Source organism: Mesorhizobium waimense, assembly GCF_003601975.1.
Lineage (GTDB): Bacteria > Pseudomonadota > Alphaproteobacteria > Rhizobiales > Rhizobiaceae > Mesorhizobium > Mesorhizobium waimense.
In genome coordinates this window covers 1-18,398 of the sequence record NZ_QZWZ01000062.1, presented here as the reverse complement: position 1 = coordinate 18,398, position 18,398 = coordinate 1, and the positions used below count along the sequence as shown (strand labels likewise).

At 61.0% G+C, this 18,398-nt stretch carries 20 protein-coding genes; 6 read left to right on the top strand and 14 right to left on the bottom strand.

The window, feature by feature from the left end:
- Nucleotides 1-147 precede the first annotated feature (147 nt).
- The gene (locus tag D3227_RS36185) at nt 148-684 is read left to right on the top strand and encodes a hypothetical protein (RefSeq protein ID WP_120018905.1); all 537 of its coding nucleotides are present in this window, start codon (nt 148-150) and stop codon (nt 682-684) included.
- Between the two features lie 35 nt (nt 685-719).
- Here the strand turns inward: D3227_RS36185 and D3227_RS36180 are convergent, their stop codons facing one another.
- The 11 genes from D3227_RS36180 to D3227_RS36130 form a co-directional block, all read right to left on the bottom strand.
- On the bottom strand, nt 720-1,295 hold the full coding sequence (locus tag D3227_RS36180) for a hypothetical protein (protein WP_245452069.1): 576 nt from the start codon (nt 1,293-1,295) through the stop codon (nt 720-722).
- Nucleotides 1,292-1,876 carry a L,D-transpeptidase gene (locus D3227_RS36175; protein WP_120018903.1) on the bottom strand — a complete coding sequence of 195 codons (585 nt, stop codon included), beginning with the start codon at nt 1,874-1,876 and terminating at the stop codon, nt 1,292-1,294. Before D3227_RS36175 ends, D3227_RS36180 begins: the two co-directional genes overlap by 4 nt.
- Nucleotides 1,863-3,026, bottom strand: coding sequence for a CpaE/TadZ family protein (locus D3227_RS36170; protein WP_120018902.1), 1,164 nt, complete (start codon nt 3,024-3,026; stop codon nt 1,863-1,865). The genes D3227_RS36175 and D3227_RS36170 overlap by 14 nt, the downstream gene beginning before the upstream one ends.
- Nucleotides 3,023-3,637: a TadE/TadG family type IV pilus assembly protein gene (locus D3227_RS36165; protein ID WP_120018901.1), complete on the bottom strand. Its 615-nt coding sequence runs from the start codon at nt 3,635-3,637 to the stop codon at nt 3,023-3,025. The genes D3227_RS36170 and D3227_RS36165 overlap by 4 nt, the downstream gene beginning before the upstream one ends.
- 2 nt (nt 3,638-3,639) lie before the next feature.
- Nucleotides 3,640-4,164: a TadE/TadG family type IV pilus assembly protein gene (locus tag D3227_RS36160; protein ID WP_281035029.1), complete on the bottom strand. Its 525-nt coding sequence runs from the start codon at nt 4,162-4,164 to the stop codon at nt 3,640-3,642.
- 5 nt (nt 4,165-4,169) lie between these two features.
- On the bottom strand, nt 4,170-5,666 hold the full coding sequence (locus tag D3227_RS36155; protein WP_120018899.1) for a TadE/TadG family type IV pilus assembly protein: 1,497 nt from the start codon (nt 5,664-5,666) through the stop codon (nt 4,170-4,172).
- 72 nt (nt 5,667-5,738) lie between these two features.
- A complete protein-coding gene (locus D3227_RS36150; protein ID WP_120018898.1) occupies nt 5,739-6,020 on the bottom strand; it encodes a hypothetical protein in 282 nt (93 codons plus the stop codon).
- Nucleotides 6,007-7,446 carry a type II and III secretion system protein family protein gene (locus tag D3227_RS36145; protein WP_120018897.1) on the bottom strand — a complete coding sequence of 480 codons (1,440 nt, stop codon included), beginning with the start codon at nt 7,444-7,446 and terminating at the stop codon, nt 6,007-6,009. Before D3227_RS36145 ends, D3227_RS36150 begins: the two co-directional genes overlap by 14 nt.
- A gap of 56 nt (nt 7,447-7,502) precedes the next feature.
- Nucleotides 7,503-8,531 (bottom strand): Flp pilus assembly protein CpaB, encoded by a 1,029-nt coding sequence (cpaB, locus tag D3227_RS36140; RefSeq protein ID WP_120018896.1) that lies wholly within the window; start codon nt 8,529-8,531, stop codon nt 7,503-7,505.
- A 102-nt stretch (nt 8,532-8,633) separates the two neighbouring features.
- On the bottom strand, nt 8,634-8,846 hold the full coding sequence (locus D3227_RS36135) for a Flp family type IVb pilin (protein ID WP_120018895.1): 213 nt from the start codon (nt 8,844-8,846) through the stop codon (nt 8,634-8,636).
- 53 nt (nt 8,847-8,899) lie between these two features.
- Nucleotides 8,900-9,112, bottom strand: a complete 213-nt coding sequence (locus D3227_RS36130; RefSeq protein WP_120018894.1) for a Flp family type IVb pilin — start codon at nt 9,110-9,112, stop codon at nt 8,900-8,902.
- Nucleotides 9,113-9,629: 517 nt separating this feature from the next.
- On the opposite strand from D3227_RS36130, the gene D3227_RS36125 reads away from it, so the two are divergent.
- Genes D3227_RS36125 through D3227_RS36105 form a run of 5 tightly spaced genes read left to right on the top strand, consistent with a single transcriptional unit; the run spans nt 9,630 to nt 14,100 of the window.
- Complete coding sequence (locus tag D3227_RS36125; RefSeq protein WP_120018893.1) at nt 9,630-11,015, top strand: TadA family conjugal transfer-associated ATPase; 1,386 nt, start codon at nt 9,630-9,632, stop codon at nt 11,013-11,015.
- Nucleotides 11,015-11,986 carry a type II secretion system F family protein gene (locus tag D3227_RS36120; RefSeq protein WP_120018892.1) on the top strand — a complete coding sequence of 324 codons (972 nt, stop codon included), beginning with the start codon at nt 11,015-11,017 and terminating at the stop codon, nt 11,984-11,986. Before D3227_RS36125 ends, D3227_RS36120 begins: the two co-directional genes overlap by 1 nt.
- 18 nt (nt 11,987-12,004) lie before the next feature.
- Nucleotides 12,005-12,955, top strand: a complete 951-nt coding sequence (locus D3227_RS36115) for a type II secretion system F family protein (RefSeq protein ID WP_120018891.1) — start codon at nt 12,005-12,007, stop codon at nt 12,953-12,955.
- 56 nt (nt 12,956-13,011) lie between these two features.
- A complete protein-coding gene (locus tag D3227_RS36110) occupies nt 13,012-13,551 on the top strand; it encodes a tetratricopeptide repeat protein (RefSeq protein WP_120018890.1) in 540 nt (179 codons plus the stop codon).
- A 9-nt stretch (nt 13,552-13,560) separates the two neighbouring features.
- Entirely contained in the window at nt 13,561-14,100 is a 540-nt protein-coding gene (locus D3227_RS36105) for a prepilin peptidase (RefSeq protein WP_120018889.1), read from the top strand.
- Between the two features lie 11 nt (nt 14,101-14,111).
- Here the strand turns inward: D3227_RS36105 and D3227_RS36100 are convergent, their stop codons facing one another.
- The 3 genes from D3227_RS36100 to D3227_RS36090 form a co-directional block, all read right to left on the bottom strand.
- Nucleotides 14,112-15,299 carry an ABC transporter substrate-binding protein gene (locus D3227_RS36100; protein WP_120018888.1) on the bottom strand — a complete coding sequence of 396 codons (1,188 nt, stop codon included), beginning with the start codon at nt 15,297-15,299 and terminating at the stop codon, nt 14,112-14,114.
- 31 nt (nt 15,300-15,330) lie between these two features.
- Complete coding sequence (locus D3227_RS36095; RefSeq protein ID WP_120018923.1) at nt 15,331-15,699, bottom strand: hypothetical protein; 369 nt, start codon at nt 15,697-15,699, stop codon at nt 15,331-15,333.
- A gap of 76 nt (nt 15,700-15,775) precedes the next feature.
- A partial coding sequence (locus tag D3227_RS36090) for an Ig-like domain-containing protein (protein WP_120018887.1) occupies nt 15,776-18,398 on the bottom strand: 2,623 nt, incomplete at its 5' end.

Below are 18,398 nucleotides of genomic sequence, written 5' to 3'. Positions count from 1 at the left end.
AAAACGGCATCGATCGTTCGCTGAACTCGTCCGCGCCGGCGATCCTCGCCGTCGACACAAGCATATCACAGGCTTTGTGGACCTGCCGCCGTTAAGCCTTGTGAAATCAATGCCGCCTATTCTGCGCCTCGGATCGTCGAGGATGACATGAAGCGCAAACCGGTACTGCTCTTTGCCTTCCCAGCCCTCATGCTGCTCATTCTGGCTGCGGAGCGAACCGCGACGTTCCTGCTCGGCTCCTATCCGTCCAGTCCCGCAATGTGGTGGATCTGGCTTGAGCTGCGTCCATTGGCAACGATGTTCTGGCAGCAGGTCGATCTCTATCTGGGTGGCTCGATCGTGCTTGACGCCGCCATGCTGGCTACTGCGTCCATTCTTTGCTGGATGGCCTGCCGGGCGAGGGCATCGGCCGCCTTCTTCCTGGCCAACCATGTCGCCCTGCTTTTTGCCGGCCTGATGATCGCCGTCAGCAGTCATTCGGAAACGGCGAGCACGATTGCCTCATTCACGGCGCCAAGAGGCATTCAGTTCTCGCTGATGGTCGACTTCACCTTGAAGAACAGCCTGGTATTGGCCCTCGGCGCTGCCGCATGCGCCTATTGCCATATTGCCTTCCTCAGCGAGGCCAGGCAGCGCTCCGAAGCGCGCGCGATCCGTATCCTGGCCCTGCAGCGGGATTTTTAACGCTCTGCGCCAACCAGGCCGAGTGACTTCCGACCTCAGTTGATCTTCTTGTAATGCACCTTGCCGTCTGCCTGCTGGATGCGCTGGTAGGCGGGGTTTGGTGGTGGCGCAACAGCCGGGGTCCGCTTTCTCGGCGGGCGCGGCATCTCCATCGAATCCGGCTCTGCCATGTTTTCGGCAACGGCAGGGGCTTCCTCCTCGGTGCCTGTCGTGATCACCGTCGGCTCGGGCGCGCTCGATATGCTGTCGTCGCTGGCGGCAACGGACGAGTTCTGCTCGAGCCGGGCAACGTTGCGGTCGATCTCGTTGAAATCCGCTTGCAACTGGCTGTCCAGTTTTTCGAACCGGCTCTGGAAGCCGTTGTTGATCGTATCGAGGCGGGCGCCGATGCGCTGCTCGAACTGCCCAAGCTTCTCCAGCCGGGCTTCGACGACGCGTAAATCGTTCATGCCGCGGTAGAGATAGACGGCGGCCGTCAGGTTCACGATGGTGACTAAAGCAGCGCCCGCGACGACGACGCCGATGGTGCCTTTGCGGCTAGGCTTGCCGGCGGCGACTTCCTGCGCACCGAGTTCGATCGCCGGCATGTCCGGGTCGCTGATCATAGTCATTCCACCACCACCTTTGCGCCCACCGCGACGCGCTTGAAGAGATCGATCACATCGGTGTTGGTAAGCCGAAAACAGCCCGATGTTCCGTCGAAGCCGATCCCCTTGGGATCGTTGGTGCCATGGATGCGGTAGAGCGTGTCGCGCCCGTCCCGGGAGAGGTAGAGGGCGCGCGCGCCAAGCGGATTGTAGGGACCGGCGGGCACCATGGCCGGCAGCTCCGGCTGGCGGACGCGCATTTCCTTGGGCGGCCGCCATTCGGGCCATTCCGTCTTCGCGCCGACCTTGACGGTTCCGGTCCAGCCGAAGCCGTCGCGGCCGACGCTGATCTGGTAGCGCAATGCCTGCCCCTGGCTGGTCACCAGGTAAAGCGCCTTCTCGTCCTTGCGGATGATGATCGTGCCGGCCTGTTCGCTGGTTGCGAAGGCGACCGTCTTGCGCAGGCTGGGGCCCATGGCCGGCAGCGGCGGGCGGTCCAGAAGCGCGGACCGGGCTTCGGCGAGGCCGCCGGCCGAAGCCAGCGCCAGGCCCATCATGCAGGCGCCGGTGAACCCCTGGGCGAAGCGGTGGCTAGCGAGCGGCATCGTCCAGCCGTTCCTTGAACATCAGCTTCAGATCCTTGTTGAAGCGCGCCCGCCCGTCCACCTCCAGAGGCAGGATAGCACGATTCAATGCATCGGTCAGAAGCGCATTGTCGAGCGCGACCGATTTGATGTGCGGCGCCTTGAAGATCTTTTCCAGCTCGCTGCGCGAGAAGTGGTTTCCGAACCATTTGCGCTTGTGCTTGTTGGCGACCAGCGTGATGTTCACCTTATTGCCGCGTAACTCGCGGATCTTCTTGTAGAGCCGCTTGCCCTGGCGCAGCGAGGCGACGTTGAGTTCGAAGACGATGAAGATCTCGTCGCTCGTCGACAGCACCGAATTGTGCCAGGGCGTCTCGATGTTCGGCAGGTCGATGACGATATCGTCGAACCGGTAGGCGACGAGGTCGAGCAGCCGGAACACGAAGTCCGCGCCCTGCGGCTCGAAAGGCAGTTGCGGCCGCTCGAAGGAATAGAGCGTAAGGCCGGACGGGCGCGACAGCTTGATGACGTCCATCAGCTCGACATCGAGCCTTTCCGGTATGCCGATGATGCCGGTCAGGTCGAACTGGTTGAACTGGTTGAGATAGGCGCCGCAATTGGCGCTCTGGAAATCGAGGTCGACCAGGCAGGTCGACGCCGCGCGCTCAGTCGATTTCGACGCCAGGAATTCCGCCGCCGACAAAGCCAGCGTCGTGGCGCCGGCGCCGCCGCTGGCGCCGATGAAGGTGATGATGCGGCTCTTGGTGCCCTGGTTGCCGGTGTCGTGGAAGGTGACGGCGTTGAGCAGCTCCTTGGCGTCGAGCGGCTTGTGCAGCCAGTCGGATGCATTCATGCGCACCAGCGCCCGCGTCTGCTCCGACGTCAGCTCGTCGGAGACCGCGATCAGCGGCACCGTTGCCCATTTGGCGCGCGCCTCGACGATGCCCGGCTGGCCGAGCAGCTCGCCATGGCCAAAGTCGAGGATGACGATGCCGGGGCGCGTGTCGGCGGGCGGTCCGTTGAGGAAGTCGCCCGTATCGGAAATCCTGACATCATAGATCGCCAGAGCCTCGAGCCGGGCGGCGACATCGCGCTTGAAATTCGGGTCGGACGAGAACAGGGCCACCTGCTTGCGTTTGGTCGGGAGGACCTTGGTGTTGATGGCATTCATGACGCGGTACTCTTCAAATCTTCGCCCGTGACCGTGCTCAGCATGGAGGGCATGGTGATGTCTGCAAAACCCAAAAAGAAGAATTGGAAGCTCACGTTTTGGAGGCTGACTGAAATAGTAGGAACGTTTCCTGCGGCTCGCGTCTGATAGCCAAGCCCCGTAGCCGAATAGCGGATGACGACATTGGCTGGCAGCAGCAGGGGGTCGAAGTCGCACATGCCAGGACGACTGCCGGCCACCGGGCCACATATTCCGTCGTCACCTGCAAAAATTCTGTTGAAATTTGTTGCTGACCACACGCCGGCGACACAATAGGCACCTGTGCAACTGCAGGTCGAGGTTGCGCCATTGCAAACATAGGCAAAAGAAGCCGCGACCACGGGAGCTCCCGGTGTCGTAGTCGGGCCAGCCGTGGAAATCTGCGGCGCGACCGGATCTGAGATTGAGGCTAGCCGTGCACCGGCCTGGACGGCCTTGGTGGCCGAGTTCCATTGATATAATGCATAGCCGAAATCGACGAAGCCGAAGACAAGGGCAAACAGCAGGGTCGAGACAATGGCCATTTCCACTGTCGCCGCGCCGTCCTCCGATTTTGCGAAACGCTTGATCATGATCAGAACCGGATCAACCGCTCCTCGTGAAAGCCATTGAGGGTGATCGGGCCGATGTTGAGCAGATACAGAATGCCGACCCCGCTGTAAGCCAAAGTGCCCGCCGCCCTAACGATGCAAACCTGTGCGGTGGTGGAGCGATATTGCGTGACGCCAGCGACCACGGCATCGTGACAAGAGCCTGAGGCGGCGATGGTCACCGTCACATTCGCCTTCTGCCAGCCGGCGATGCGCGCGGGTGGTGTCCCGGTCGCGTTGCCGAACACCGCGATGTTGGTGGCAATGTCGGCGCAATCGATCGTCAGCCCCGCGCTGGTGTACAGTTGGCTGTTGCAGCGCGCCGCAAAGCGTGCCGCGTCCGAAAGCCCGGCCTCCATCAGCAGCTTTTCGTGGATCAGATTGCCGAACTCGAACACACCCGCCGACAGGGTCACCATCATTGGCGCGATCAGCGCCATCTCGACAAGCGCCGTCCCGCGTCGGTCGCGGCGAAATCGATCGAGGTGGCGGAACAAGGTTCTGATCATCGCCATCACCGATAGAGCTGGACTTCGTCGCGTAGGAAATTGTCGAGCGTTCCCTGACCGCCGCGGCCGGTTATGTCGACCAATTCGACCATGACGGACGCATCGTCCGATGGCGAGGATACCGGCTCGGTGAGGAAGAAACTGCCGAAGGCCTCGACAGGCAAACCGGTGCTGTGGCCCGACAGATCGTTTGTTTGTTCGAGCGCGTTACAATTCAGGATCGCGCCATAAATCAGGCGCCGGTCCACTGACGTGACCGGCGGCTGGCAAGAGTTCGGGGGCGTTCCCACCTCGCCACCTGTCGAAGCTGTTCCCACCAGCCCGGCCGATATCTCGTACTTGTAGACTTCGTAACGGGTCGGCTTTGTCGTGTTCCATGAGGATGGATAGCTGGCAGAGCTGAAATTGGTGCTCCAATAGCCGGAGAAATTCCAATTTCCATCGCCCATTCGTCCGCCCATATTTGGGGTGCTGGCATCCCTGGGCAGGCCCATGTTGGGCGAGCCAAACGTCAACTGGTTATATTGAGGGCATTGGCCACCGCCACCGCCGCCTCCATTACCGTTACCGTTGCCATTTCCGTTTCCAGACGAAGCGCCCTTTCGGACATTGGCAGCAGGTCCATATTCCGGGCTATTGAAGTGGCCATTGGCAGCGATCCCGAAACGAACGTTGAAGGCGTCTTGCACTGGTCCTGCGTTCTGTCCTGTCTTGGTATCGACGCCTTCTGCCGAATAGCAGCCAATTGGCCTGGATGTTGCAATCGTCTGGGCAAGGGCTTGAGCACCGTTTCCCACACCTGCAGGGGGCTCGAGGAAGCCGAAGTTGCCAGGACCGGCGGCAGCCCCGTTTCCTACCTTCCGGAGTTCGATCAAGCGACGACGTAAGGCGGTGTCTGCAACGGCCTGCTCAAGCGTTATACCATTGGGATCTGACTCGAATGGATTGCAGATGAAGACGGGAGTGAAGTCGCAGACGCCGGACGTGAAGCCCGCCACGGCGACTGCCCCAACATTGAAGCTGTTGTTGGCGCCAGCCTGCAAAAACGATGCCGGAAATATCGCGGCGAATCCGACAGGGTTCACGCTGACCTCGACGAATCGGGCAAGTCTGGCGTCATTCAACTCATCGGTAATCACGTTTGCCGCCACAATCGGAAGATTGTCAGTGGCCGGCAATGAGCGAAGATAGCGACGCGTCACCCCGGCTGCTGCGAGGGTCGGAGGCGGCCCGGGCGTCGTCGAGAAGGTATATTGGTTGCTAACCAATGTAAGCAACGCCCTGTCTGCCCTGGTGATGCTGTCCGACCGTCCATCAAGCTCGGCAGCAGTCGCGAGTGCAAACGCGTCCGCGCCCTTCTGCAGATCGTTATGAAGGTTATTGACCCGGCTCATGTCGATCGCCAGCAGCGAAAAGCCGATGATCGCCGGCAGCGTGATGGCCACTAGAACGAGGGCTATGCCCCTTTGATCCTGCCAGAACGCGCGAATGGTTCGCAACATGGCGTTACTCTTAGCTCCCCTGGCGCCAGGATCCCTCGTTCGCCTGGCGCGTATAAAACCGCATCCTTCTGTTCAGTTCGTGTTGCCGACATTCACCGTGATGCTAGGCGCCGGCGGTGGCGGTGGTGGAATCTTGTACCTCTTGGCGACGCCGGCGGCGCGCTCACCGTCGCCTTCAATGGTGGTATTCTTCGAGGCCGGATTGAGCGGGTCGACCGTCTGCAGCATCGAGTTGAATTTCTGCGTATCGCCGGCCGCTAATGTCACCGTGTCGTAATTGTTCAGATAGTCGGCGGCACAGCCTGTCAGCGCACCGGCGCACAGAACGAGGATCAGGACGCTATTTCTTGACATAGAGCATCTTGTCCTTCGATTTGAGGTCCAGCATGTGGCCGTAGGGGCCGGTCACGCCTTCGCCGAGTTCATATTTGCGGATCATGTCCTTGTTCACCTCGAGCTGGCCGAGGATGAAGAACTCCGGGTCGTTGGCCGGCCGCGTCTTGTCGAACGGCGTCGCCAGCTGTTCGCCGGGCTTTACCGGCCGCACGATATGCGGCGTGACGACAACGACCAGCTCGGTCTCTTCCTTCTGGTTGCTCGAATTCTTGAACAGCGCGCCGACAATTGGCACCTGGCCGAGCCAGGGCACCTGTCTCTGGAGTTTGGTGGTCTTGCTGGACAAAAGCCCGCCAACGGCGAAACTCTGGCCGTCGCGTAGTTCGACGGTGGTCGACAGTTTGCGGTTGGTGAAGATCGGGTCGCCCGCGCTGGTGAAGCTGGTCAGATCGCTCACTTCGGGCGCCAGCTTCATATGGATCTTACCGTCATCGAGCACGACCGGCGTGAACAGCAGATTGACGCCGAATTGCTTGTACACGATGCTTATCTCGCCATCGTTATCGAGAGTGCGAATAGGCACTTCGCCGCCGGCGTTGAAACTGGCCGTCTCGCCTGAAAGCGTGGTCAGATTGGGTTCGGCCAGCGTGCGCACCACGCCCTTGGCCTCGAGTGCCTCGATGATCAGATCGACCTTGATATTACTGTCGATGACGCGGGTGATCAGCGCTGCGAACGGATTGGTGTTCGACAGCAAGCCGGTGAGCAAGCTCCCAGGTCCCAGCACTATATTGTCTTCGTCGACGGTGGCGATGCCGGTTGCGGCGCGCGTCGTGCCGCTGCCATTCGTGCTCCTGATCGACACGCCGAGGTCGCGGCCGGCATTGCGCTTGGCCTCCAGGATGCGTACTTCCAGGTTCACCTGCTGGCTGTCGTCGACGATCACCGAATTGATGATGGCGTCGGGCCCATACTGCTGTGCCACCTCCACGATGGATGCCAGAGTCGCGCCGTCTTTGACGTGGCCAGCAAGCCTGACCTTGCCGTTGATCGAACCGATTTCGATGCGCGATTTGGGCGCCACCTGGCGGATCGCCTGCGCCATGTCGCTGACATCGACGCCAACCTCGACCTGGATCACGCCAAGTGAGCGCTTGTCCTCGGAAAAGAGATTGACGGTGGTGGTGCCGGCGGTCTTGCCGATGACATAGAGCGTGCGGTCGGTCATCGGCTGGGCGTCGGCGATCTTCTCGTCGCCGACGACGATGTCGCCCAAAGTCGCGTTCACCTGGATCGTCACCGATTGCGACGTGGGTATGAAGACACGATGGACGGTGGGGTTCGACACATCGATGTTGCGGTCTGCAGCATGAGCTGCAAAGCCGAGTAGCGATGCAAAACAGGCCAAAGCGGCGGCGGCCAGTGGTCTCCGGAACACACGCATTTACGCTAACCCCCCTGCCGGCTGATTCGGACTCCACCTATCCTAATATGCCGGTGTTATTTCTGTCGCGGCACATCGTAAGTTTCGAGCTTTATACCTCGAAATACACCGACTGTCGCACGTGCCGGCGGTTCCGGCTGTACATATTTGACGATTTCCTGCACTTGCGGCGCAGATGCCACAGCCTGGGCCGGCTTGATCTTGCTCAGATCGTCGAGCTTGCTTCCTACCCGATCGACTGCCTGGGTCAGCCCGGCCAGCTTGTCGTCGGCGCGTTTGCGCTCGGCTGCTGCCTCGGCTTCCGCGGCTGCCTGCCTGTCGAGCTCCGCCTGCCTTTTGGCGACATCCGCCGGCGTCTCGCCGATCAGGTCCAACAACGTCACGCGTTCGGTCGATTCGCCCTGGCTGGCCGCGGCCTGGCGAAGCGCCAGTGACAACTGGCCCGCACCGGCAGCCAGCGTTAGCTTCTGCGCGTCCTTGGTGCTTGCCTCCAGAGTCACGGCCTTCACCACCGTCGGGCTTTCCTTGCTCTCATCCGCCACCTGGTCGACGGCGAGCACCTTCATGCTCTGCAGCAGCACGTCGACAAAACTCTGGTCCGCGCCGCCATCGCCGCGCACGGTGCGTGTCAGCAGCACATCGACCCGATCGCCCGGGAACACAAATCCGGCGACGCCGAGCACGTCGTTGACCCTGATGGAAACAGCTTTCATGCCCTCGCCGAGCACCGCCGAAAGCGTGGCGCGCTGGCCGGGGCCGGTGATCTTGGTGGCAAGAACAGGCTCGTTGGCGCCGATCGCCTGCAATGCCTGCTTTGTGCCCTCGCCGGCCAGCAGGTCTTTCGTCGTCTTGAAGGCGCCAGTTGGAACCGCGCCTGCAGGCCAGGCGATTTCACGAATCTTGTCGGCGGTTAGCGTGTCGCCGAACTTCAGCGCCACCGCCGCCACCACGACCGTGTCGCGCTGGACGCCGTTTGCTTCCGCCATGGCGCTACGCTGACTGGCCAGCCAGATATTGGCAAGAACCACCGCCAGGACGCCGAACACGCCGGCGAGGACAATCATGATAAGCGTATTAGCGCGCATGAGCCTAAACCCCAAAAGGCCAGTAAAAAATGAACCGCACTCGCCCAGGTGCGACCGGTTCAGGTCCGGGTCGTGAGACCCGGACCTGAGCTTGTTAGGCGATCAACTTCCGCCAGCCGCCGAGCAAGTGCCAGTCGGGTGCGCGTCGAGACCGGTGCAAAGATCTGTGAACCGCCCGCTCACCCATGCGCCGATGGCGATGACAACCATGATCGACGCAACGGCGATGATGCCGATAAGGATAGAGTATTCGACCATGGCAGCGCCGGACTCTTCGTCGCGGAAAGCCTTGGTCAAGCTGAGAAGCTTCGTCATGTGGAATTCCCCTTTTACACCCTACTAAACCCGGACCTGAGCTTGTTAGGCGATCAGCTTCCGCCAGCCGCCGAGCAAGTGCCAGTCGGGTGCGCGTCGAGACCGGTGCAAAGTTGTGTGAACCGCCCGCTCACCCAGGCGCCGATGGCGATGACAACCATGATCGACGCAACGGCGATGATGCCGATAAGGATAGAGTATTCGACCATAGCAGCGCCGTTTTCGTCGTCGCGGAACTGCCGGGTCATCGTCATGAGCTTCTTCATGATAATTTCTCCCTTTGGAGGTTTGAACCCGACGAGACAGAGCTAAGGATGAACCCCATACCCAGCATCCCCCGTCGACTTGATCTAAATCCCACAAAAAAGCGAAGTCAAATGGGATTAACAGTTCCTTAACCTTCGAATACCTGATCAGAGGGCAGTTCAATTCTGACAAGGGATTGATTCGATTTACTTTTCAAGCGCCCTTAACCATTCGTTCACAAATCTGCCGCACTGTTGGCTGAAGCACCATCATATTAGGGTATGTGCATAGTCCTTTATATGTAAGGGTTTACCGGGGTCTCCCGGCGACACATTCGCACGTTGCAGGGCGAAACGTTTCGTGAGGTCGGAGTTGAGGTGTGCCCCCGGATACACAGTCTCAAAATAAAACGATTTTTTGGGGTCTCGTCTTAACTATGTTGTAAGTATTCGCCCCTCTGAGCCGCGCTCGGCGCTTGTGCCATGCGTGGTTAACGCTTAGTTTCCAACCTGGGGAATTTAAGGGGGCGTAAGCGATATGTTGGGCCGCTTCAATAAGGGACAGGGTGAGCCGCGGGCGTTGCAGCCGGCACCCGTCGTGACGGCGTCGAATGGAGCGGCAATCGTTCCGGCAACAGAGGCCGAACCGTATGGCGATGATTTTCTGACCCTCAAGGTCGAGCTTCACCGCCATCTCATCGATCGTTTCAATCTGACCGCCCTTGAAAACGCGTCCAAGGACGAAATCCTGAACGAGATCCGGCCGATCGTGCGGGAATTTGTCCGCAGCCGAAACGTGCCATTGAACGCCCGTGAACTCGATCAACTGACCAGCGACACCGCCGACGAGATGCTCGGCCTGGGGCCGATCGAACCGCTGCTCAAGGACGATTCCATCGCCGACATTTTGATCAACACCCACAAGCACGTCTTTATCGAGCGCCGCGGCGTGCTCGAGGAAACGTCAATTCGATTCCGCGACGAGGCGCATCTGCTACGGGTAGTCAACAAGATCGTCTCGGCCATCGGAAGGCGCGTCGACGAGTCGTCGCCGATGGTGGACGCGCGCCTGGAAGACGGTTCGCGCGTCAACATCGCGGTGCGGCCGATCTCGGTCGATGGACCGCTGGTGTCGATCCGCAAATTCTCCAAGCATCCTTATTCGCTTGAGCGCCTGATCGCGTTCAATTCGATCCGCCAGCCGATGGTCGATATGCTGCGGATCGCGGTGCAGGCGCGCAAATCGATCCTGGTTTCGGGTGGTACCGGCAGCGGGAAGACGACCTTGCTCAACGCGCTGTCGAGCTACATTCCATCCGCCGAGCGATTGATCACCATCGAGGACGCGGCGGAGCTGCAACTGCAGCAGCCGCATGTCGGCCGTCTCGAGACGCGCCCCCCCAATGTCGAGGGCAAGGGCGAGGTTCGCCAGCGCGAACTGGTCAAAAACGCACTGCGCATGCGGCCCGACCGCATCATCGTCGGCGAGGTTCGCGGCGAGGAAGCCTTCGACATGCTGCAGGCGATGAACACCGGCCATGAAGGCTCGATGACCACGATCCATGCCAACACACCGCGCGATGCGCTATCGCGGCTGGAGCAGATGGTCGGCATGGCCGGCATGCCGATGACCCATGAGTCCATCCGGGCGCAGATCGCCTCGGCCATCGACATCATCGTCCAGACGCAACGTCTGTCCGATGGCGGCAGGCGGGTCATTTCGATATCGGAACTGACCGGCATGGAAGGCAATGTCGTCCAACTCCAGGAACTTTATCACTTCGTTCGTCGAGAGGTGACGGCGGAAGGCAAGATCATAGGCGAGTTTCGCGCCACCGGCGTCCGACCGCGGTTTGCGCAGGAAGCAGCAACACTTGGCCATCATTTCGCCAAGGACGCCTTCAACCCGCAGGTCGCCCTCTGATGCCGACCGGTCAGGCTTTGCTCTACTTTATTTACGTGCTCGCGGCGGCGTCGGTTATTCTCGCCGGCGAGGCCATGTATCTTTCCTTGGCCAAGAGCCGGTCACGGATTGGCGCGATCAACCGTCGGCTGAGGCGGCTGACTGATGACGTTTCGGCCGAACAGACTTTGCAAGGACTGCTGCGCGAACGCGGGCTGTCAGAGTCGGGTGACTTTCTTTTGGGCCTGGTCTGGCTGAACAGGCTCTATACCCAATCCGGCATTACCGGGAATCCGCTGGCTTTCGCTGCGACATTCCTCCTGGCAGGGCTGGCACTGGCGTCGCTGCTGTCGTTCTTTCTGGGCTTCTCGACCTTGGTGTCGTCCATTGTTTTTGTGGTGGTCGGATTTGTGCTGCCGCTTCTCGTTCTTCGCCGCGCCCGCAACAAGCGGATCCAGAAATTCGCCAAGCAACTCCCTGACGCACTCGACATGATCGTTCGTTCGTTGCGCGCCGGACATCCGGCTTCGGTAGCGGTTGGTCTCGTCGCACGCGAAATGCCCGACCCACTCGGTACCGAATTCGGCATTGTGTCCGACGAAATCACCTTCGGCCTCAGCATGGAACAAGCCGTACGAAAACTTTCCCAACGTGTTGGCTTCGAGGGCCTTCAACTGCTTTCGGTATCGCTGTCGATCCAGGCAAAGACCGGCGGCAATTTGACCGGGATCCTGTCCAATCTCTCATCCGTGCTGCGCGAGAGGCAGAAGCTACGGCGGAAGATCAGGGCGCTTTCGGCCGAGGGCCGGGTGTCGGCATGGATCATCTCACTGTTCCCGGTTGCGATGTTCTTGATCCTTCAGCTGCTCTCCCCGACCTACTACGGCCAGATTTGGCACGACCCGCTGACCATGCCGGTGTTCCTGATTTTCGGCCTATGGGCGCTGCTGGGGGATTTCATCATGTATCGAATGGTCAATTTCGATTTCTGACAGGAGGGAGGCATAAACTTGTTTTCGACTATTCAGGATCTGAGCGCTCTGGTCTCCGTCGCCGTCTTCCTCGCGGCGATGGCGCTTTTCCTGTTCGGCGCGCTCGTCTTTTTGCCGGCGCTGCAGACGCGGAAGCTGGTCGCACAAAGCCTGTTGGCCGAAGGTATTGCCGATCGCCGTTCGCTCGTTGGACAGGAACAGCTTGCCAAGATTTCGGCGCAGCGGCCGGTCGATGCATACTTTCGATCGATAGAAAAGGAGCGGGACGAGCCAAATGCCCTCGAAGCGAAGCTCTTTCGCGCCGGCTTCTATCAACAAAGCGCTCCGCTCATCTATACCCTGTCACGGCTCGGTGCGGTCTGTGTCGGATTTCTCACTGTCTATGCGCTCCTGACCCGAGTGCTCCCGCCTTCCTTGCCCGGTTTCATAGGCTTTGCCGGAGCTGGCTTGTTCGGCCTCGCCTGCCTCGTGATTCCGAGCGTTATGCTCGATCGCTTCGAGAATGCGCAGAAGGAAATCTATCGTCGCGGCTTCCCCGATTTCATGGACATGATGATCACATGTGCCGATGCGGGGATGAGCCTGGAGGCGGCGGTTGAGCGCGTCAGCGGTGAATTGGCCGGCACCCATAAATGGCTCGGTATCCAGCTTTCGATCATGACGCTGCAACTGCGCGCCGGCAAGACGCTGCGCGATGCACTACGCGAACTCGCTGACCGTATCGGCCTTGACGAGGCGCGGGCGCTGGCTGTGCTATTTCGGCAGTCGGAAGAACTCGGCACAAGCCTGAACGACGCTTTGCGCGTTTACAGCGAAGAGATGCGCGGACAGAGAATTCTGAACGCGGAGGAACGCGCCAATTCACTGCCGGTCAAAATGATGATTCCGTTGGGGCTGTGCATCTTCCCGGTGGTGATGATGGTGATCATGTTACCGGTGATCATTCGAATGAGGGGCGTTTTCTTCTAGTTATGCGCAAGCTTTGATTCTAATGTGAGTCGGGGTCAACCCTCGGGGACATATATATGAGATGGCAAAATGCGGCCGCAGCCGGCCTGTTGATCCTTGCGATTGCCGGCTGCCAGACGGACGCCACCGACGGTGTTGTTCGCACCAACGAACCCTCCAAGGGCGACGTGACGGCTTTCGGGGATGCGTTCGACGGACTGAAGACGGTCAGCGATGTCGAATACTATGCCTCGGACCAGGCGGTCGCCGAAGCCAAGAACCAGTTTCGCGCGGAAAATTATGGCAATGCCGGCGCCCTGTTCTACAAGGCGACGCAGCTGGCGCCCAATGACGGTGTTGCCTGGCTAGGCCTTGCCGCCTGCAGCGACCGTATCCGGCGCTTCGACCTTGCCGACCGGGCCTATGGCCGGGCGTTCAAGCTGATTGGCGGGACACCCGAATATTACAACAATGTCGGCTATTCCTATCTGCTGCGCGGCAAGCTGCAGGATGCGCGCACCAACTTCCTCAAGGCCTACGAGCTGGCGCCCAAGGATCCGACGGTCGCCAACAATCTGAAGCTCCTCGCCTCCAGCGTGCAGAACGTCGAGCGGTAGAGCGCCTCTATGTTGTTTGCTGCATCGCTGCTGTTGAAGGCGTTGGCGATCCCTCTGCTTGCGAGGATCGCGTGGCTCGACTTCACTACGCAGAAGATATCCAACAGCAATGTGCTGTTGCTGCTTTGCCTCGGCGCGGGCTCGCTGCTGTTGGTGGCCGTTCAGTCCGGATCCTGGTGGGACATGGGGCTGAGCGCGCTTGCCGGCCTGTTGCTGTTTGTCGTGCTCTTCCCGTTCTGGGTCTTGCGCAAGGTCGGCGCCGGCGATGTCAAGCTGATGGCAGTCATCCCGTTCCTGACCGGCGGCACCGGCCTCGTCGTGTTTTCATTGCTGCTGCTGGTGTTTGCCGTCGCCACGGCCGTGATGGTGAAAAACCCGTTCATGCTGCCCGAGGGAGCCTTTCGCCTCCTTGTCCAGCATCTGGACCGCAAGGGCGTCGTGCCGTTTGGCGTGCCGATTGCGCTCGCTGCGATCTGTTCGATCGTGTTCCTGATCTATGGCAGCGTGATGCTGATCGGCAGTTCCGGGCTATTGCAGCAGCTTAGCTAAATCGACGGCCCTCAAAACCCCGACGTCGACTTCTCCACCAGCTTCAGCGCGCCCTTTTCAACCCGGTAGAACGGCATCGAGCGCTGGCTGGATCCGTCCGCCCGGAACCGGAACAGGCCCGTCGACCCGCGGAACCCGCTCGGGTTTTCCAGCACCTGCTTGCTGAAGCCGTCGGGCCCGACGGCGCTGGCGATGCCCGCGGTCAGCGCGACCATGTCATAGGCGTAGGCGACGTTGACATCGGGCTGGTAGTTGTACGTCGTCTTGAAGCGGTCGGCGATCGGCCCGGTCTCGCCCTGGTCGAGTGTGGCGATATAGGCGCCTTCGAACAGCGGATCCATCGGGTGCTCGAGCCAGCGGTCCGTTCCGATGAGTTTCGTCGTCTTGCCCGGGATGCCTTTCGGTTTCAGCGCTGCTAGCAGCGGCGCCGGGCTGGCGTCTCCGCTGGCGACGATGACGGCGTCGGGAGCCTCCACCAGCGAGCCCATGTCGGCAATCGCCTTGGCGCCGCGATCGGTCAGCGAATAGGGCAGGGTGACGGCGAGCGAGGCGCCATAGATGCTGAGGCTGTTGGCGACCCGCTTTTCGACAGCGCTGGTATTGGCGCCCGCGGCAACCAGCAGCACGAATTTCTTGGCGCCCTTGGCGGCGATGGCCGCGGCACCTGCCGCCGCGCTGTCGGCTTCGCTCAGCCGCACCGCGTAGACGCCGGGGCCGCCGGCGAAATTGTCGGCCAGCGCCAGCACCGGCGGCCGGTTCGAGCCCGACAGCTTGGCGATATTCTGCGCAGCCGGCAGTTCGCTCGGGCCGATGACGACCTTCGATCCTGTGGTTATCGCCTTGACCGCCAGGTCCTTGGCGTAGCCCGCATCGCCGCGCGTGTCCTCGACGGTCAGCGTGATGAGGTTGTTGCCGAGGTCGGTCATCGCGAGCCTGGCGGCGTCGAACATCTTGCGGCCATCCTGCCCCGCGGTTCCCGGGGCCGACAGCGGCAAAAGCATGGTGATCTTCGTCGAGCCCGTGCCGAGCGACTGCGTCGCCTGCGGCGCGGTGGCAGAAGCCATGCCGGCCGGCGCATTGGGCGCGGCGATCTGGGCTGGGTCGAGCACTTCGCTCACGCTGCCTTTCGACTGGCAGCCGGACAGGGTCGCCGCGATCGCCAACGCGATCGCCCCCAACTGCTTTTTCTTGGCTCTCATCGACTGCAGGCCGGTGTCCTGACCTTTCCGGTCAGTTCATGTATTCGACCATGCGATCGTGAAAGCACTCGCATTTGTTGAGATAGTCTTCGTCGCGATAGTTCGTCTTCAGATAGCCATAGGCCTTGCCGCAGGCGACCTTGGCTTCCGATGCCCAGACGAAGGCCGGGCGGGCGGAATGGATCCACTCCGAGCTGTTGGCGACTGCGACCGATTCGTCCATCAGCTTGACCACCTCGGCCTTGAGGTCGACGATGTTTTCGGTCAGCACCAAATTGGACGTGCCCACGACGCGGCAATAGTCGCCCGTCGGTCCGTCGATGATGTCGGCGGCAAAGCCCGTCGATCCGGCCAGCAACAGCGCGGCGGTGGAAACCAGTAGTCTTGTAGAACGCTTCATCATGAATGCCCCTCCATATCCCAAATATATGACCGTGCTAATACATAGCACGGTCCAATAGCTTAGCGCCACGCCGTTACACCAGATTTGCTGTGGTCGTGTGCGTGGTTGTCCCGTCGTCGTAGAGCAGCGTGATCGTGTTGGCCGCGGGGGGGGCCGTCAGCGTTGCGACGTCGACGAAATTGGCGCCGCCGGTGGTGCCGTTGGAGTCGACGCTGAGCGTGCCCGTCCCCGCATTGTAGTTGACGAAGTCGCCGATATTGGCCCCACCGGGTGCCGTGTCGAACAGGGCGGTCAGATCGATCTTGTCGCCATGTCCGCCCACACCGCTGAAATCGGTGATGAGGTCCTTGATGTCGATATTCTCGAGCCTGAAAGTATCGGCACCCGCTCCGCCGGTCATGGTGTCCTGGCCGAGACCTCCGATTAGCAGGTCATTGCCATCGCCGCCGCTGAGGAGATCGTTGCCGGCTCCGCCGCTGATGAAGTCATTGCCACCTCGGCCGATAATGACGTCATTGCCGCCATTGCCGTTGAGATGGTCGATGCCGGACGTCCCATAGATCTGATCGGCCAGAGTCGCGTCGCCATTCACCGTGATGCCGGGGTCGCCAGGATTATGCGAGAAGAACGAGAAGTTGACGGACCGGGCCTGCCAACTGCCGCCATCATTGTCAAAATAGGACAGGGTCCACGAGTCTCCGGCTGCCGGCGGATGCGCGGTCAGGTAGCTGGCGAGCGTCGTGGCGGTGGCATTGCCGGCGCCATCCAGAAGGAAGATGTGGTCGTAGTCGACCGTAGCCTTCATCTGGCCCGTGGTCGCATCGTAGAACCAGGTCTGCTCGAATGTTCCGGCGGTCAAATCGTCTTCGACCACGGCGAAGCGGTCGGAGCCGATTCTGATCTCGACCTGAACCTCCTGTTCACGGTGCGACCCAGCGCTGCTGTCTCCGAAGACACCTGGGTTCCGCTCGGAAGGGTCAATCGGCGTATCAATTGGCGTCTTTTGGAAATCGGTGTAGACGACGACAGTTGCGCTGTGAGGATCCGCCAAAATCGCGTCGACCGTTGCTTGCGACAGAGCAAGCGTCGTGATCTGATCATTGCCCGACGTGAGCGGACTGCTGCCGTCGCCGATCTGCGACGTGTCACTGGGCAGGCTGGTCGGTGGCACTTCGTGGATGCCGACAGTCTGGACCACGTGGGCAGTGCCGTCATAGACGTCCAGCGTCAGGTTCGTATTGATGGTATCGGTTTGCGATGCAGTTGGCCGATAGACTAGGTCGTCCAGCAGGTTGATGCCGCCGGACGGATTGTAGAGCACCGTGCCGGCTGTCAGGGCTACATAGGTCACGCCGTTGAAGTAGAACGTCCCAGTCGGGATCGTTCCCGTCGCCGTGACGATTAGGTTGTCGCCGTCCGCGTCCGTCGGGATTGAGACCAGCAACGGATATCCGTTCGGATAGCTTGGCGTGCTGAGCGTCTGCTGTGCCGGGTCGCTCGACATCCAGTTCTGGGTGTTCGCGACAACCGGAGCGTCATTAATGTCGGTCAGGTTGATGGTCAGCGTCGTCGTCGACAGGTCGCCGTCGCCGTCCATGATCGTATAGACGAATACATCGGTCGTGTTCGCGTTGATGCTGTGGGCCGTCGACTGGTAGGTGTAGGAGCCGTCGGCGTTGAGATGCAACGTGCCGTGCAGGCCGGCAATGTCTGTGCCGGCGCCCGTCAGCACTGCCGTCGTGGTGTCGCCGCCCGAAGCGCGCGCGCCGACCACACCGCCAGCGGCAGCAAAACCGTCGGCGCCGGCCACGTCGTTGGTCAGCACGCCGGCTGCGGCTGTCACGGTCAGCAGAGCGCCTTCGTTGACGTTGCCGCTGTTGGCAACCGCCGTCGGCACGTCGTCGGTGATGGCGATGGTGATGGTGTTGGTGATCGTGTTGCCGTTGGCGTCGGTGGCCTGGTAGGTGAAGGTCTCGACGTTGTTGACGGTGTTGGTGCCGTTGTTGGCGTCGACGCCGTCGACCGGCGAGGTCAGCGTATAGCTGTAGGTGCCGTTGGCATTGAAGGTCAGCGTGCCGTGCGAGCCGGTGGCGCTGCTCAGCAGTGCGTAGGTGTAGGGACCGGAGCCGCCCGACACATTGTCGACGACGGTGCCGGCAATGGTCTCTGCCGTGCTCGACGGGTTGCTGCCGATCGGCAGCGCCGCCTCGTTGACCGTCAGGTCGTCGTTGGAGGCGGCCAGGCCGCTGTCGGACAGGTTGATGGTCAGGGTCGTCGTCGACAGGTCGCCGTCGCCGTCCATGATGGTATAGACGAACGTGTCCGTCGCGCCGCCGACCGGAACCGCATTGGGATTGCCGTCATAGCTGTAGGTGCCGTTGGCGTTCAGCGTCAGCGTGCCGTAGGTGCCGGCAATGCCCGCCCCGCCAAGCCCGCCGCTCACCGGCACTGCGGTGTTGTTGCCGGCGGCCACGCCGACAACTCCGCCACCGGCGGCAAAGCCGTCGGCGCCGGCAACGTCGTTGGTCAGCACGTTGCCCGTCACGATGCCGCCCTCGGCAACATTGTTGCTGTTGGCAACCGCCGTCGGCACGTCGTCGGTGATGGCGATGGTGATGGTGTTGGTGATCGTGTTGCCGTTGGCGTCGGTGGCCTGGTAGGTGAAGGTCTCGACGTTGTTGACGGTGTTGGTGCCG